This is a genomic window from Pseudomonas sp. PME37.24/025, from assembly GCF_055556615.1.
In genome coordinates this window covers 310621-324601 of record NZ_JBVHNK010000003.1, presented here as the reverse complement: position 1 = coordinate 324601, position 13981 = coordinate 310621, and the positions used below count along the sequence as shown (strand labels likewise).

General features: G+C 58.1%; 15 protein-coding genes. 9 read left to right on the top strand and 6 right to left on the bottom strand.

All coding sequences use genetic code 11. From position 1 onward, the window contains the following. Positions 1–11: 11 nt before the first annotated feature. Both ACZ3HH_RS07530 and ACZ3HH_RS07525 read left to right on the top strand, forming a co-directional pair. Positions 12–677, top strand: a complete 666-nt coding sequence (locus ACZ3HH_RS07530; protein ID WP_123719260.1) for a bifunctional 4-hydroxy-2-oxoglutarate aldolase/2-dehydro-3-deoxy-phosphogluconate aldolase — start codon at positions 12–14, stop codon at positions 675–677. A 161-nt stretch (positions 678–838) separates the two neighbouring features. Continuing rightward, a complete protein-coding gene (locus ACZ3HH_RS07525) occupies positions 839–1564 on the top strand; it encodes an intradiol ring-cleavage dioxygenase (protein ID WP_465803769.1) in 726 nt (241 codons plus the stop codon). Between the two features lie 2 nt (positions 1565–1566). Here the strand turns inward: ACZ3HH_RS07525 and ACZ3HH_RS07520 are convergent, their stop codons facing one another. Together ACZ3HH_RS07520 and ACZ3HH_RS07515 are read right to left on the bottom strand one after the other, a co-directional pair. Beyond that, positions 1567–2748 carry an aminotransferase class V-fold PLP-dependent enzyme gene (locus tag ACZ3HH_RS07520; protein ID WP_465803767.1) on the bottom strand — a complete coding sequence of 394 codons (1182 nt, stop codon included), beginning with the start codon at positions 2746–2748 and terminating at the stop codon, positions 1567–1569. A gap of 25 nt (positions 2749–2773) precedes the next feature. Continuing rightward, positions 2774–3010: a DUF3820 family protein gene (locus tag ACZ3HH_RS07515; RefSeq protein WP_007949456.1), complete on the bottom strand. Its 237-nt coding sequence runs from the start codon at positions 3008–3010 to the stop codon at positions 2774–2776. A gap of 204 nt (positions 3011–3214) precedes the next feature. Here ACZ3HH_RS07515 and ACZ3HH_RS07510 point away from each other — a divergent pair, with 204 nt between their 5' ends. Further along, positions 3215–3682 carry a ferritin-like domain-containing protein gene (locus tag ACZ3HH_RS07510; protein WP_465803765.1) on the top strand — a complete coding sequence of 156 codons (468 nt, stop codon included), beginning with the start codon at positions 3215–3217 and terminating at the stop codon, positions 3680–3682. Between the two features lie 263 nt (positions 3683–3945). Here the strand turns inward: ACZ3HH_RS07510 and ACZ3HH_RS07505 are convergent, their stop codons facing one another. Both ACZ3HH_RS07505 and ACZ3HH_RS07500 read right to left on the bottom strand, forming a co-directional pair. Next, positions 3946–4416 carry a MaoC family dehydratase gene (locus ACZ3HH_RS07505; RefSeq protein ID WP_465803764.1) on the bottom strand — a complete coding sequence of 157 codons (471 nt, stop codon included), beginning with the start codon at positions 4414–4416 and terminating at the stop codon, positions 3946–3948. Positions 4417–4458: 42 nt separating this feature from the next. After that, on the bottom strand, positions 4459–5403 hold the full coding sequence (locus ACZ3HH_RS07500; RefSeq protein WP_465803763.1) for an alpha/beta hydrolase: 945 nt from the start codon (positions 5401–5403) through the stop codon (positions 4459–4461). Between the two features lie 245 nt (positions 5404–5648). Between ACZ3HH_RS07500 and fadD2 the strand changes: the two genes are divergently transcribed. Together fadD2 and fadD1 are read left to right on the top strand one after the other, a co-directional pair. After that, entirely contained in the window at positions 5649–7337 is a 1689-nt protein-coding gene (fadD2, locus tag ACZ3HH_RS07495) for a long-chain-fatty-acid--CoA ligase FadD2 (RefSeq protein ID WP_465803761.1), read from the top strand. 382 nt (positions 7338–7719) lie between these two features. Beyond that, the gene (gene fadD1, locus ACZ3HH_RS07490) at positions 7720–9420 is read left to right on the top strand and encodes a long-chain-fatty-acid--CoA ligase FadD1 (RefSeq protein ID WP_465803760.1); all 1701 of its coding nucleotides are present in this window, start codon (positions 7720–7722) and stop codon (positions 9418–9420) included. Positions 9421–9633: 213 nt separating this feature from the next. On the opposite strand, the gene ACZ3HH_RS07485 is transcribed toward fadD1, so the two are convergent. Next, complete coding sequence (locus ACZ3HH_RS07485; protein ID WP_095054314.1) at positions 9634–10011, bottom strand: hypothetical protein; 378 nt, start codon at positions 10009–10011, stop codon at positions 9634–9636. A gap of 191 nt (positions 10012–10202) precedes the next feature. Here ACZ3HH_RS07485 and ACZ3HH_RS07480 point away from each other — a divergent pair, with 191 nt between their 5' ends. The 3 genes from ACZ3HH_RS07480 (at position 10203) to def (ending at position 12045) form a co-directional block, all read left to right on the top strand. Further along, positions 10203–10394 carry a CsbD family protein gene (locus tag ACZ3HH_RS07480; RefSeq protein WP_465803759.1) on the top strand — a complete coding sequence of 64 codons (192 nt, stop codon included), beginning with the start codon at positions 10203–10205 and terminating at the stop codon, positions 10392–10394. A 170-nt stretch (positions 10395–10564) separates the two neighbouring features. Next, complete coding sequence (locus ACZ3HH_RS07475; protein ID WP_465803758.1) at positions 10565–11509, top strand: YihY/virulence factor BrkB family protein; 945 nt, start codon at positions 10565–10567, stop codon at positions 11507–11509. Next, positions 11506–12045, top strand: coding sequence for a peptide deformylase (gene def / locus ACZ3HH_RS07470; protein ID WP_008009487.1), 540 nt, complete (start codon positions 11506–11508; stop codon positions 12043–12045). Before ACZ3HH_RS07475 ends, def begins: the two co-directional genes overlap by 4 nt. Before the next feature lie 147 nt (positions 12046–12192). Here def and ACZ3HH_RS07465 read toward each other — a convergent pair whose 3' ends face one another. After that, positions 12193–12612, bottom strand: a complete 420-nt coding sequence (locus ACZ3HH_RS07465; protein ID WP_465803757.1) for a GNAT family N-acetyltransferase — start codon at positions 12610–12612, stop codon at positions 12193–12195. 340 nt (positions 12613–12952) lie between these two features. Here ACZ3HH_RS07465 and ACZ3HH_RS07460 point away from each other — a divergent pair, with 340 nt between their 5' ends. Beyond that, positions 12953–13894, top strand: coding sequence for a fatty acid desaturase (locus ACZ3HH_RS07460; protein WP_465803755.1), 942 nt, complete (start codon positions 12953–12955; stop codon positions 13892–13894). The last annotated feature ends 87 nt before the right edge of the window (positions 13895–13981 follow it).

The window sequence follows — 13981 nt, the reverse complement described above, 5'->3', positions numbered from 1 at the left end:
GATCAGCCGCTATGACAAACACATCCCCGACCGTTTCCATGGCGGACAAAGTTGCCCTGATCGACAGCCTCTGCGCCAAGGCGCGGATCCTGCCGGTGATCACCATCGCTCGTGAGCAGGACGTGCTGCCGTTGGCCGACGCCCTGGCGGCCGGTGGCCTGACGGCGCTGGAAGTGACCCTGCGTTCGCAGTTCGGCCTCAAGGCGATCCAGATCCTGCGCGAGCAGCGTCCGGAGCTGGTGACCGGCGCCGGCACCGTGCTTGATCGCAGCATGCTGGCCGCTGCCGAAGCGGCGGGTTCGCAATTCATCGTCACGCCGGGCATCACCCGTGATCTGCTTGAAGCCAGTGTCGACAGCCCGATCCCGCTGTTGCCGGGCATCAGCAATGCCTCTGGCATCATGGAAGGCTATAGCCTGGGTTATCGCCGCTTCAAACTGTTCCCGGCGGAAGTCAGCGGCGGCGTCGCGGCCATCAAGGCCCTGGGCGGCCCGTTCGGCGAAGTAAAATTCTGCCCGACTGGCGGCGTCAGCCCGGCCAATATCAAGAGCTACATGGCGTTGAAAAACGTGATGTGCGTGGGCGGTAGCTGGATGCTTGACCCTGAGTGGATCAAGAACGGCGACTGGGCCCGCATCCAGGAGTGCACCGCCGAGGCATTGGCCCTGCTGGACTGATTAACCGGATTTTTACCAAACACTTCGTTGTGTGTTCTACGGCTTTACGGTGCACTTGGTCGGTGCGCCGTTTTTTTTGCCTGAAAAAACGATACATAGTTACCGCATCTCGTCGCTCGTCCAGCGTTAACCTGCGTTCATCTTATGGAAGAGAGAACATCATGGACGACAACACTGCAATTGCATCTCAACCACCGGTTTATCAACTGTCACCCGAACAGATCGCCGGTCCGTATTTTCGAAACCCGAAACTGATCAGACGAAACATCAGCGAAGGCATGGATGGCATTCCCCTGGTGCTGCGGCTGACGATCGTCGATGCGATGACCGGTCAACCGGTTATCGGGGCTGTGGTCGATATCTGGCATTGCAACGCACGCGGGGCGTATTCAGGCTGGAGCAAGGTCAATCCGGACAAGAAAGTCGACGTCGGTGATATCGGTTCGATCCCGCGCACCGATGACGACACTTACCTGCGCGGTGGGCAATTCACGGACAAAAAAGGTGTCGTGCGGTTTACCACGATTTATCCGGGGTTCTATGCCGGCCGCGCTCTGCACATTCACGTCGCGGTACGCATCACGGCCGGTAACAACTATCTGGAAGAGCGGCATGTCGCCTGGGTCGGGCAGCTTTACTTTCCCGAGGTAGCGTCGAGATCGGTACTCAATGCCAGAGAATACAGTGGCCGCACGGTATCACCGCTGACCAACGATGAAGATTTTCACTATAAACACCGTGGCGGCGAAGCCTCGACCCTGAATGTGCATACCCTCGGCCGAGACTCGAACGAAGACGGCTTTTTCGGCCACATGACCATCGGTGTCGACACGTTTGCGCTGTCATCGCAAATCAAGCCCGAAGACTTCGACAAATACACCGTGTGACCTCAGCGCAATTCAGTCAGGGCTCGGGCCAGCAGATCCATGTCGGCTGCGGTGGTGGTGAGCCCCGGCGTAATGCGGATGCATGGGCCACACGCCGCACCGCTGCGCGCCACGGTAAACAGGTTGTAGTCGTTGAGCAGTCGCTCGACCATCACCTGCTGATCGGCATGCCGGGTAAAGCGCATCGAGGTGATGCCGCAATACAGGCGCGGGTCATCCGGGGTCATGACTTCGATTCCCGGTAACCCCTGAACGGCATCGACCCATCGGTTGCGCAAGTAGTTGAGTCGTGCGCCCTTGGCGACGGAACCGCCCATGGCGTGATGTTCTTCGAACACTAGCGGCAGGGTCAGCAGGGCCGGGATGTTCGGAGTGCTGTACGGCGTGCGGGCGCGAATGTCGGTGACCGGGAAATGCATCTCGCCCATGTCCGGGTCGATATCAGCCAGTCGATGAGGGGCGATGTAAATGAAGCCCAGGGTCAGCGGCGCACCGATCCATTTGTGCAGGTTGTAGCCGGCAAAGGCGATGCCTGGTTCATCGAGATTGAACTCGATCTGACCGAGGGCATGGGCGCCGTCGAGAATTACGTCGATGCCGTGTTCCCTGGCGGCAGCGGCAATTGCCTGTACCGGCATTACCAACCCGGTGCGATGGGTGACGTGGGTCAGGGCCATCAGCTTCAAGCGCGGATAACGCACGAAAGCTTCGCGGTAAGAGGTGAGTAAACTGTCGAAACTGGCGGGGTGGCGGTGTTCGATTTCGATCACTTCCACGCCTCGATAGCGCTCCAGCCAACGCATCGCGCCCTTGACCGTGTCGTACTCCAGATCGCATATCAGCACCTGATCGCCCGGCTCCAGGCGGTTGTAGTTGCGGATCAGCGATTGCAGACCGTCCGAGGCGTTGCGGGTGAGGGCGATGGCTTCGGCGGGAGCACCGATCAGCTCGGCCAATTGCGCACGAATCTTGACGCTTTCGCCTTGTTCGAAGCGCTGGCGCACATGCACCGAGTTGCCACGGTTGATGAGTTCGATGTTGCGCTGATACTCCTCGACCACGGTGCGCGACATGCGCCCGAAATAGCCGTTCTCCAGGTTCAGGGGGCCCGGTTCGACAGCATAGCGGTCGGCAAAGGTCTGCCAAAAGGCTTCATCGCGGGAACGGCGGGTGTTATCGGGCATGAGCTACTCGGTGAGATCAGGCGGATCAGTGGCGAGGGGCTGGTTTGCCATGTTTGGCGCGCAGCGGTTCAAGCAGCTCCGACAAGCCGTTGTGGTCGATTTCCTGCATCAAGGCCAGCAAACCGCCCAGTTCACCGTGGGGGAAACCTTCGCGAGCGAACCAGTTCAGGTACTGGCCGGGCAGGTCGGCGATGATGCGGCCCTTGTATTTGCCGAAGGGCATTTCACGGGTAATCAGCAGTTCGAGCTTTTCGGGATTCATCATCAGTCGTCTTGATTCAAAACAGTCTGGAAAATACAGGCATTCTGCATGCAGGCCAAATGACAGATCATGCAAAAAAAGCGGATACAGATTTCGCCTTATAAGCCAACTGATTGAAATATAAGTAAAAAGATGTCAATTCAAAGCTGGCATGCAGGATGCAACTACTAATTGCATCTTTCATCAACCGCAAGGAATTGAAAAATGACCGACATTAATAAAGACGCGATCTCTGTACTCAACGACCTGATTGAAACCAGCAAAGACGGTCAGGAAGGGTTCAAGACTTGCGCTGAAGACATCAAACATCCAGAACTTAAAAACCTGTTCATTCAGCGCTCCGCCGACTGCGCTGCTGCCGCTGCCGAACTGCAGGCTACTGTGCGTTCCCTGGGCGGTGATCCGGAAACCTCCACCAGCGTCAGCGGCGATCTGCACCGTCGCTGGGTCGACGTGAAGGCGATGTTCACCGGCAAGGATGAAGAGGCAGTGCTGAACGAAGCCGAACGCGGTGAAGACCATGCGTTGAAGACTTACAAGGACGCACTGGAAAAAATCAACAAGGACAACCTGGTGAGCATACGTGACATCGTTGAACGCCAGTATCACGGCGTACAACGCAACCACGATCAGGTGAAAGCCCTGCGTAACCAGGCTCGTGCACGTTCATAAGCGTTCGTTATCTGTCAAAACGCCAGCCAGTCTGGCGTTTTTTTGTGTTCGGGATTGTAGGAGAACGATAACGCTGCATTCACTGTGGGGAGGGGGCTTGTCTGTGGCGAGGGAGCTTGCTCCCGTTCGGCTGCGTAGCAGTCGTAAAAGCTGCCACCGCGCCTGATCAGGTGAATCGAGGTGCCCGATTGAGGGGGCGCTGCGCACCCCAGCGGGAGCAAGCTCCCTCGCCACAGAAAGCCCAGCCACAGTTGGGCGGTGAATCAGCCGATGCTGATCGCCGGCAGGATAGGCAACGTCACGGTCTGTTGCTTGCGCGGCGCCAGAATCTCCGCCTCGCCATCCACCACCAACTCATCGCGCTGGTTGAACACCCGAGTGGCGATGCGCACACGAAACTTCGGCAGTTTCTCAAGAATTTCCAGGCGTACAGTCAGCGTGTCGCCAATCTTGACTGGCTTCTGAAAGCTCATCGTCTGACCGATATAAATAGTCCCCGGCCCAGGCAACTCGCAAGCTACCGCCGCGCTGATCAACGCGCCGCTGAACATGCCGTGGGCGATACGCTCCTTGAACATGCTGGCGGCGGCGAATTCGGCGTCCAGGTGCACCGGGTTGTGGTCGCCGGACATCGCGGCGAACAACTGAATGTCGCGCTCTTCGACGGTCTTGCTGTAGCTGGCGGTCTGGCCGATTTCGAGGGCTTCGTAAGGGGTGTTGGTAACCTGGGTCATCTGTCTCGATTCCTGTGACGAATTAAATAAATCCACAAAAAACTATTCGGCCCTGGGTGGCCGACGGTTGCTCAAGGCCTGGGCGATCCAGTTCAGCACATCGGCAGTCACTTCGTCGCGGTTGCTCTCGTTAAACAGTTCATGCCGGGCCTGCGGGTAAACAGTCAGCTGCAGGCTCTGGCAGCCAGCGTCGCGCAGGGCGTGGGCCAGATCTTTCAGACGTTTGCCCTCGCTCACCGGATCACATTCACCGCCAATTATCAGCAGCGGCAGGCCCGGATCGATCTGGGCGAGATTGGACGCTTTGCTGATTTGCTGCAAGCCACCGAGCAGATCGATCCACAGTTGATTGGTGCAGCGAAAGCCGCAGAGCGGGTCATTGGCGTATTTGTCGACTTCGGCCGGGTCGCGGCTCAGCCAGTCGAACGGCGTGCGCGCCGGTTTGAATTTTTTGTTGAATGAGCCAAACGACAGCCACTCGATCAGCGCGCTGCGCCCCTTGGGGCCTTGGCGCAGGCGTTCGAGGCGAGCAATCTGTCGCGCTGCGCGATAGAGCGCCACGGGCTGGAAGTTCGAGCCGCTGAGAATCGCCCCGTGCAAGCTGGCGCTGTGGTGCAGCAAATAAGCCTGGGCGATGTAGCTGCCCATGCTGTGGCCCAGCAACACGATCGGTACGCCGGGATGCTGTTGGCCGATGTGTTGGTTAAGGCTGGCCAGGTCGCCGACCACTTTGCACCAGCCATCATCGTCGGCGAAATGGCCCTGCGTACCGTTTTCGGCAGTTTTGCCATGTCCACGCAGGTCCGGAGCGTACACACCATAATCCTGATCACAGCATGCTTGCGCCAGACGAGCGTAGCGACCGCTGTGTTCTGCCATGCCGTGGGCCAGCAAGATCACCGCCTTGAGCGGCGCGGACGGCAGCCACTGGTTGGCGAAGAGGCGGCTGCGGTCACTCGCGGTCAGCCAGAAAGTGTCGTGGATCATGGCGATTCCTTTGCGTTGGACTGCATGAGACTGCTGGGTGGAAAACAGCCCCGCTGCATTGTATAGCGCATCCGTCGTCTACCGTCTGATCAGGCCACGGCGGGGCAGCAAGATTCACGCGATCTATGACGCCCGTGCGCATATTTGCCTGATTCACCATAGCTGCTAGTGTCCGGGAAGCACCGCTTTTTCAGAAGTAACAGAAAGCGGCCCCCGGATAGGCTCAGGTAAAGAGGACAAAAATAATGCAACCTGATTTCTGGAATGACAAACGCCCGGCCGGCGTGCCCCTGGATATTGACCTTGGGGCCTATAAGTCGGTGATCGAGGTGTTCGAGCGTTCCTGCAAGAAATTTGCTGACCGCCCGGCGTTCAGCAACATGGGCGTGACCCTGACCTACGCCGAACTGGAACGCTACAGCGCCGCGTTCGCCGGTTACCTGCAAGCCCACACCGACCTGGTGCCGGGGGATCGCATCGCGGTGCAGATGCCCAACATCCTGCATTATCCGATTGCCGTGTTCGGTGCCTTGCGCGCCGGGCTAATCGTGGTCAACACCAACCCGCTATACACCGCCCGGGAGATGCGTCATCAGTTCAAGGACTCCGGTGCCCGGGCGCTGGTTTACCTGAACGTGTTCGGACAGAAGGTCCAGGAAGTGCTGCCCGACACCGACATTCAGTACCTGATCGAAGCGAAGATGGGCGACTTGATGCCCACCGCCAAGGGCTGGCTGGTCAATACCCTGGTGAGCAAAGTCAAGAAAATGGTCCCGGACTATTCATTGCCGCAGGCGATTGCCTTCAAGAGCGCGTTGCGTCTGGGCCGAGGTCTGGGTATCAAACCGCTGAGCGTCGGCCTCGACGACATCGCCGTGCTGCAATATACCGGCGGCACCACCGGGCTGGCCAAGGGGGCCATGCTGACCCACGGCAACCTGGTGGCGAACATGCAGCAGGCGCGGGCGTGTCTGGGGCAATTCGGCGCTGACGGCCAGCCGCTGCTGCGCGAAGGCCAGGAAGTAATGATCGCGCCGCTGCCGCTGTACCATATCTATGCGTTCACGGCGAACTGCATGTGCATGATGGTGACCGGCAACCACAACGTGTTGATCACCAATCCACGGGACATTGGTAACTTCATCAAGGAACTGAAGAACTGGCGGTTTTCGGCGCTGTTGGGGCTTAACACGCTGTTCGTCGCGCTGATGGACCATCCCGACTTCAAGACCCTGGATTTCTCCAGCCTCAAGCTCACCAATTCCGGCGGTACCGCGCTGGTCAAGGCCACGGCCGAGCGCTGGGAGCAGCTCACCGGTTGCCGGATCACCGAAGGTTACGGCCTGACCGAAACCTCGCCGGTGGCCTGCACCAACCCTTACGGCGACAAGTCGCGCATCGGCACGGTCGGCCTGCCAGTGCCGGGCACTACCCTGAAAGTGATCAACGATGAAGGCGTCGAGCAGCCGCTGGGCGAGCGTGGCGAACTGTGCATCAAGGGCCCGCAGATCATGAAGGGTTACTGGCAGAAGCCCGAAGCCACCGACGAAGTGCTGGACGCCGACGGCTGGTTCAAGTCGGGCGACATTGCGGTGATCGACCCGGACGGTTTCGTGCGTATCGTCGATCGTAAAAAAGACATGATCATCGTCTCGGGCTTCAACGTGTACCCGAACGAGATCGAAGACGTGGTGATGGCCCACCCGAAAGTCGCCAGCTGCGCGGTGATCGGCGTGCCGGACGAGCGTTCGGGAGAGGCGGTGAAGTTGTTTGTGGTGGCCCGTGAATCCGGAGTCAGCCTTGAAGAACTGAAGGCGTACTGCAAAGAAAACTTCACGGCGTACAAAGTGCCCAAACACATCGTATTGCGTGAGTCGTTGCCGATGACGCCGGTGGGCAAGATTCTGCGGCGGGAGTTGCGTGAGATCGCCTGATCGATGAATGGCCGCGCTCTGCGCGGATCGCGGGCAAGCCACGCTCCCACAGGTTTCGCGTTGTTCGCTTACGTTGTGAACAACACTGAACCTGTGGGAGCGGGCTTGCCCGCGATGCTTTTAGAGGAAGAACACCTGGTTTCCGGGGCTTTCAAGGCTCTATAGAATTTTTGCTCTAAAAGTGACTATTGAATATTCAAGAGTCATAAATGTGACCGTAGAGGCCTTTTTAGGCTCTAGTCGGCCCTTGGCAAAGCTGCTACTCTCGGCGCGCTTTGTGACTTCTCGGCCTTGTAAAAGCCAGATTCACCAATAAAACACACACCAATAATAATCGCATCAAATGCGGTGAAGAATTCGCGTTGCTGAGGAGTGGGCTTCCATGATCGAAGACTTTTGGAAGGATAAGTACCCAGCTGGAATTGCTGCCGAGATCAATCCAGACGAGTATCCGAATATTCAGGCAGTGTTGAAGCAATCCTGCCAACGCTTCGCTGACAAACCGGCATTCAGCAACCTGGGCAAGACAATCACCTACGGTGAACTGTACGAATTGTCCGGTGCCTTTGCTGCTTACCTGCAACAGCATACCGATTTGCAGCCAGGCGATCGAATCGCCGTGCAACTGCCCAACGTGTTGCAATACCCGGTCGCCGTTTTCGGTGCCATCCGCGCCGGGCTGATCGTGGTCAACACCAACCCGTTGTACACCGCGCGGGAAATGGAACACCAATTCAACGACTCCGGTGCCAAAGCCCTGGTCTGCCTGGCCAATATGGCGCATCTGGCCCAGATCGTCGTGCCGAAAACCGGCGTCAAGCACGTGATCGTCACTGAAGTGGCCGACCTGCTGCCGCCGCTCAAGCGTCTTCTGGTCAACAGCGTCATCAAGTACGTGAAGAAGATGGTCCCGGCGTATCACTTGCCCAAGGCCATCAAATTCAATGACGTGCTGAGCAAGGGCCATGGCCAGCCAGTGGCTGAAGCCAACCCGGCCAGCAGCGACGTTGCCGTGCTGCAATACACCGGTGGCACCACCGGCGTGGCCAAGGGCGCGATGCTGACCCACCGCAACCTGGTGGCGAACATGCTGCAGTGCAAGGCGCTGATGGGCTCCAACCTCAACGAAGGTTGCGAGATCCTGATCACCCCGCTGCCGCTGTACCACATCTATGCCTTCACCTTTCATTGCATGGCGATGATGCTGATCGGCAACCACAACATCCTGATCAGCAACCCGCGCGACCTGACGGCGATGGTCAAGGAACTGTCGAAGTGGAAGTTCAGCGGTTTCGTCGGCCTTAACACGCTGTTCGTTGCGCTGTGCAACAACGAAGCGTTCCGCAAGCTGGATTTTTCCAGCCTGAAAATCACCCTGTCCGGTGGCATGGCCTTGCAACTGGCCGCGGCCGAGCGCTGGAAAGCGGTGACCGGTTGCCCGATCTGCGAAGGTTACGGCATGACCGAAACCAGCCCGGTGGCTACGGTGAACCCGAGCCAGAATATCCAGATCGGCACCATCGGTATTCCGGTGCCATCGACCCTGTGCAAAGTCATTGACGATGCCGGTGTTGAACAGCCGTTGGGCGCCATCGGTGAGCTGTGTGTGAAAGGTCCGCAGGTGATGAAGGGCTACTGGCAGCGCCAGGAAGCCACCGATGAAATACTCGACAGCGAAGGCTGGTTGAAGACCGGTGACATCGCGCTGATCCAGCCTGACGGCTACATGCGTATTGTCGATCGCAAGAAAGACATGATCCTGGTCTCCGGTTTCAACGTGTACCCCAATGAGCTTGAAGACGTGCTGGCGACCCTGCCGGGCGTACTGCAATGCGCGGCCATCGGAGTGCCGGACGAGAAGTCGGGGGAGGCGATCAAGATCTTCATCGTCGCCAAACCGGGCGTGACCTTGACCAAGGAGCAGGTGATGGAGCACATGCGCGCCAACGTCACCGGCTACAAAGTACCGAAAGCCGTGGAGTTCCGCGACGCGCTGCCGACGACCAACGTCGGCAAGATCCTGCGCCGCGAACTGCGCGACGAAGAGCTGAAGAAACTGGGTGCGAAGAAAGTAGGCGCCTAGCCAAACAAAAGCCCCGCAGTGCGGGGCTTTTTGTTGCCTGACTGATCGAGAACGCTTTTGTGGCGAGGGAGCTTGCTCCCGCTCGGCTGCGCAGCAGTCGTAAAAGCTGCCACCGGCCTGATCAGATGAATCAAGGTGACTGATTTGGGGGCGCTGCGCACCCCAGCGGGAGCAAGCTCCCTCGCCACAGTAGTCCTCAGTACAGACGGGTGGTTACTGACGGAACTGCGCGAAATCAACGTTGGTACCGGCCGGGCGCATGTCCTGCAGGTAGGAGTCCTTGTCGGCGCTCAGTTCCAGGCTCAAGGCAGCTTTACGCTTGCCCTGGTTGCGCACCACCAGGCCTTCCAGTTTCTCGCGCAGGAACACCGTCGGCACTTTCAGGTGCAGCAGTTCGTCGGTATCCGGGGTGTGCATCAGCAAGTGAATCCATTCGTACTGACCAACGGCCAGGCGCGCGACCGGAATATCGAACCAGAAGATATTGCGGTTGCGGTTCAATTCGGTGAAATGGCAGTTGTTGACGCCAAGCACAGCACCGCCGAGTTCCTGGTTTCTGCGGGCAATGGCCAGTTTTTTATCGAGTTTCATAACGTTCCTACGGGATTGGATCTTCAGCGCCATGGCCTGAATACGTTGCGCATTCTCGGGGCAAAGCCTGCAAACATAAAGCCTGATCTGCGAAATGTCCGGTTAATAAATAAATGAAACTCCGCGCAAAGGCCCCCGGTCAATCCTTGTGTAACCACTTTCCCCGTTGAAATGTTCACAGGAGAAATACCATGAGCAGCACTGGCGATAAAGTTAAAGGCATGGCAAACGAAGCGGCCGGCAACGTCAAGCAAGGCGTCGGCAAGGCCACCGGCAACGACAGACTGCGCGCCGAAGGCGTCGCGCAGGAGAGGAAAGGCGAAGCCCAGCAAGCGGTCGGCAAAGCCAAGGATGCTCTTAAAAAAGGCATCGACAAGGCGTAATCCGGGTTTTGACGAGTAATAGAAACGGCCATCCGCGGATGGCCGTTTCTGTGTCAGCTTGAACTTGAGCAAGGAAATTGTTTCAAAGTCGCCAAGTAGGCTACTTTGTTGTAGAAAACGGCCCCTGAGTCGCCATGACTTCAACCTTTTTGCGGCGAAAGGAGACGCGAATGTTTTTTCCGACCATGAAAGGTTTGCCCCTGCATCGCGTGATGATGCGCACGGTTACCGAGTTCGTTGCCGACGAGATGTCGACCTATGCCTCGGCGCTGGCCTATCAGATGCTGTTCTCGCTGTTCCCTTTCATTTTGTTCCTGATCGCCCTGATCGGCTTCCTGCATTTGCCGGACTTCTTCTCCTGGCTGCGCCTGCAATCGGAACTGGTTCTACCACCCCAGGCGCTGGAGCAGGTGAACCCGGTGATCGACCAGCTCCAGCAATCGAAGGGGGGGTTATTGTCGGTAGGTATCGTGATCGCCCTGTGGACCGCATCCGCCGGGGTGCGGCTGATGATGAGCGCGATGAATGCCGCGTACGACGTGGTCGAGCGTCGTCCGGTCTGGAAACGTTTTCCGCTGTCGATTTTCTACACCATCGGCATCGCCGGCATGCTGCTGATGGCTGCCGCGCTGATGGTACTCGGGCCGCAGGTGATGGGCTGGATCGCCGCGCAAGTCGGCCTTGAAGATTTCATCGTGACTGTCTGGACCATCGTTCGCTGGCCGGTGGTGGTGATTCTGCTGATGATGGCGGTGGCGCTGATTTACTACGTCATGCCCGACGTCAAACAAGAGTTTCGCTTCATCACCCCGGGTGCGGTGTTGTCCGTGGTGGTCTGGATCATCGCTTCGCTGGGCTTCGGTCTCTACGTCAAAACCTTCGCCAACTACAACGCCATGTATGGGAGTATCGGCGCGATCATCGTGTTGCTCCTGTACTTCTATATTTCCGCAGCGGTGCTGTTGCTCGGCGCGGAAATGAACGCGGTGATCGAGCACATGTCATCCGAAAACAAGAAACACGGCGAAAACGTGCCCGAAGAACCCAAACACCACGTTTCGGGACTGGGACGGGACCACTCAATCAAGCCGACCACTGACGAAGCCATAAAATGATCCGTGAAATTCTGAAAATGGGCGATGAACGCCTGCTGCGTATTGCCCCACCGGTGCCGGCAGAAATGTTCGACAGCCCTGAGTTGTGGCAACTGATCGACGACATGTTCCAGACCATGGAAAGTGTCGGCGGAGTCGGCTTGGCCGCGCCGCAGATCGGTGTCGACCTGCAACTGGTGATCTTTGGTTTTGAACACAGCGAACGCTATCCGGACGCCGAAGCGGTGCCGCAGACGATTCTGATCAACCCGCTGATCACGCCATTGAGCCCGACCCTCGAAGAGGGTTTCGAAGGCTGCCTGTCGGTGCCGGGCCTGCGTGGTGCGGTGGATCGTTATCAGCAGATTCGTTATGAAGGTTTCGATCCCAAGGGCGAGCCGATCGTGCGCATCGCCTCGGGATTTCACGCGCGGGTGGTGCAGCATGAATGCGATCACCTGATCGGCCGGCTATACCCTTCGCGCATCAGTGATTTCAGCAAGTTCGGGTTTACCGAGGTGATGTTCCCGGACCTCGACCCTGCGGCGGATGACTGACACCGTCCTTCCAATCCAACACAAAACACTGTGGGAGCGGGCTTGCCCGCGAAGGGGCCGGCACATCCGGTATCAATGTTGTCAGGCAGATTGCATCGCGGGCAAGTCGGATCGCCGCACCGCCGCTCCCACAGGTATTGTGTCGTTTCAGAGGGCGCGCGGTTCCAGCCCCATCGCAATCATCGGTTTGCTGCGCGCGTAACGGCTCAACCGTTCAGCCATCGCGTAGGGCAGGGGCGGGTCGAACGTAAAACCTCGGCGCTCATAAAAGCCACGTAAATCCGGATGACAGAACAACCAGACCGGCTCTTCGAGATACTTGACGGCATGGTCGATCAACGCCGCGGCGATCCCTTGCTCGCGACAACGCGGGTCGACGAACAGCCCGGTCAGCCAATGCCCGCCGGCCACTGGCCGCAAACATAACGCCGCAATGATTTCATCGCGTTTTGCGACCCACAGCCGAGCGTCGCGGACTGCTTTCATCGACGATTGGTGGGCGCGGTAAAACTTGTTCATCAACGGCCATAACGGCTCGTCGAGCAAGGTGTACTGGGTGTTGGGCATGGCCTGGACTGTCAGTGTGCAAAGTGGGTGATTATAAAAGAACGCCGGCTCAGAGATAGGTGTATACCTGATCTCACATCCCCTATGAGTGGAGTACGTATCATGTCCAAAGGTATGGATTCAAAGAAAGCGGCAAAGAAGAAGCCGGCGAAAACCGCCGATGAAAAACGTTCGGACAAGAAGGCCAAGAAGGTGGGTGTGTTCGGCCACTGATCCCGCGTCAACGGAGCCCGAGTCCTCGGGCTCCTGCTTTTTACGTCTATCGAAATAACCAGACAATCTGCAAGAAACCCCTGCGCCATTGCACAGAGAGGGATAGGTTCCCATTCTGAGCAAAGCCATGCCCCATTACTTTGACGCTGTCCACCGTGAAGAAATCGAAACCCTGCGCCAACGCTTGACCGCTCGCACCGAGTGGCCGACCTGGCTGCTGTTGGTCGGCGTGTACGTCGGCTGGTTCAGCATTGTCCTGGGCAGTGACCGATTGGGTTTGTGGTGGAGCACGTTGTTGCTGATTCCACTGTTGGTGTTGTGGTTGTCGGTGCAGCACGAATTGCTGCACGGCCATCCCACCCGTTGGCAAACGCTGAACAAAGTCCTCGGCTATGCGCCATTCGCGGTCTGGTATCCCTACACTCTGTACCGCGACAGTCATTTGCGGCACCACCGCGACGAGGACCTGACCCTACCCGGTCGCGATCCGGAAAGCCGTTACCTGAGTGCTGAACAATGGCAGCGCAGTTCGTTGTTCGAACAGGGCCTGCACTGGCTGAACAAAACTGTGTTCGGGCGCTTTGTCCTCGGTGCGCCACTGGCCTTGCTGGCGCTGGCCCGGGAAGAGCTGCAACGGCTAAAAACGGGTGAGCGCCAAGCCTGGTTGATGTGGCTGACCCACGGTGCGCTGACGCTGTTGATGCTGACGTTCATCGCGCGCTACAGCGTGTTGCCGGTCTGGCATTACCTGTTGCTGATCAGCGTGCCGGCGCTGTCGATTGCGATGATCCGCTCCTACTATGAACACCGTCCCCACGTGCAACCCGAGCAACGCACCGTCATCAACGAAGCTGCATGGCCGTGGCGCTGGCTGTTCCTGAACCTCAATCTGCACCTGGTGCATCACGACTTGCCGGGTCTGTCCTGGTACGACCTGCCACGGGTCTATCACGCTCGTCGCGAGCAATGGCTGGCGCGCAGTGGCGGGTTTGTGGTGCAGGGTTATGCTCAGTTGTGGCGCCAGAACGGGGTGAAGGCCATCGACAGCCCCAGGCACCCATTCCACTGATTGCGAATTAGTTCCCCTGTGGGAGCGAGCCTGCTCGCGAAAGCGGTGCCTCAGGCAACATCAATGTTGAATGTACCGGCCCCTTCG

Bases quoted from the DNA above. Each gene is read 5' to 3' on its own strand.
- ACZ3HH_RS07510 (WP_465803765.1), top strand. From the start codon at position 3,215: ATGACCGACATTAATAAAGACGCGATCTCTGTACTCAACGACCTGATT.
- ACZ3HH_RS07475 (WP_465803758.1), top strand. From the start codon at position 10,565: ATGTTTTTTCCGACCATGAAAGGTTTGCCCCTGCATCGCGTGATGATG.
- ACZ3HH_RS07520 (WP_465803767.1), bottom strand. From the start codon at position 2,748: ATGCCCGATAACACCCGCCGTTCCCGCGATGAAGCCTTTTGGCAGACC.
- ACZ3HH_RS07530 (WP_123719260.1), top strand. From the start codon at position 12: ATGACAAACACATCCCCGACCGTTTCCATGGCGGACAAAGTTGCCCTG.
- ACZ3HH_RS07465 (WP_465803757.1), bottom strand. From the start codon at position 12,612: ATGCCCAACACCCAGTACACCTTGCTCGACGAGCCGTTATGGCCGTTG.
- ACZ3HH_RS07515 (WP_007949456.1), bottom strand. From the start codon at position 3,010: ATGAATCCCGAAAAGCTCGAACTGCTGATTACCCGTGAAATGCCCTTC.
- ACZ3HH_RS07480 (WP_465803759.1), top strand. From the start codon at position 10,203: ATGAGCAGCACTGGCGATAAAGTTAAAGGCATGGCAAACGAAGCGGCC.
- ACZ3HH_RS07505 (WP_465803764.1), bottom strand. From the start codon at position 4,416: ATGACCCAGGTTACCAACACCCCTTACGAAGCCCTCGAAATCGGCCAG.
- ACZ3HH_RS07485 (WP_095054314.1), bottom strand. From the start codon at position 10,011: ATGAAACTCGATAAAAAACTGGCCATTGCCCGCAGAAACCAGGAACTC.
- fadD2 (WP_465803761.1), top strand. From the start codon at position 5,649: ATGCAACCTGATTTCTGGAATGACAAACGCCCGGCCGGCGTGCCCCTG.
- ACZ3HH_RS07500 (WP_465803763.1), bottom strand. From the start codon at position 5,403: ATGATCCACGACACTTTCTGGCTGACCGCGAGTGACCGCAGCCGCCTC.
- ACZ3HH_RS07460 (WP_465803755.1), top strand. From the start codon at position 12,953: ATGCCCCATTACTTTGACGCTGTCCACCGTGAAGAAATCGAAACCCTG.
- fadD1 (WP_465803760.1), top strand. From the start codon at position 7,720: ATGATCGAAGACTTTTGGAAGGATAAGTACCCAGCTGGAATTGCTGCC.
- def (WP_008009487.1), top strand. From the start codon at position 11,506: ATGATCCGTGAAATTCTGAAAATGGGCGATGAACGCCTGCTGCGTATT.
- ACZ3HH_RS07525 (WP_465803769.1), top strand. From the start codon at position 839: ATGGACGACAACACTGCAATTGCATCTCAACCACCGGTTTATCAACTG.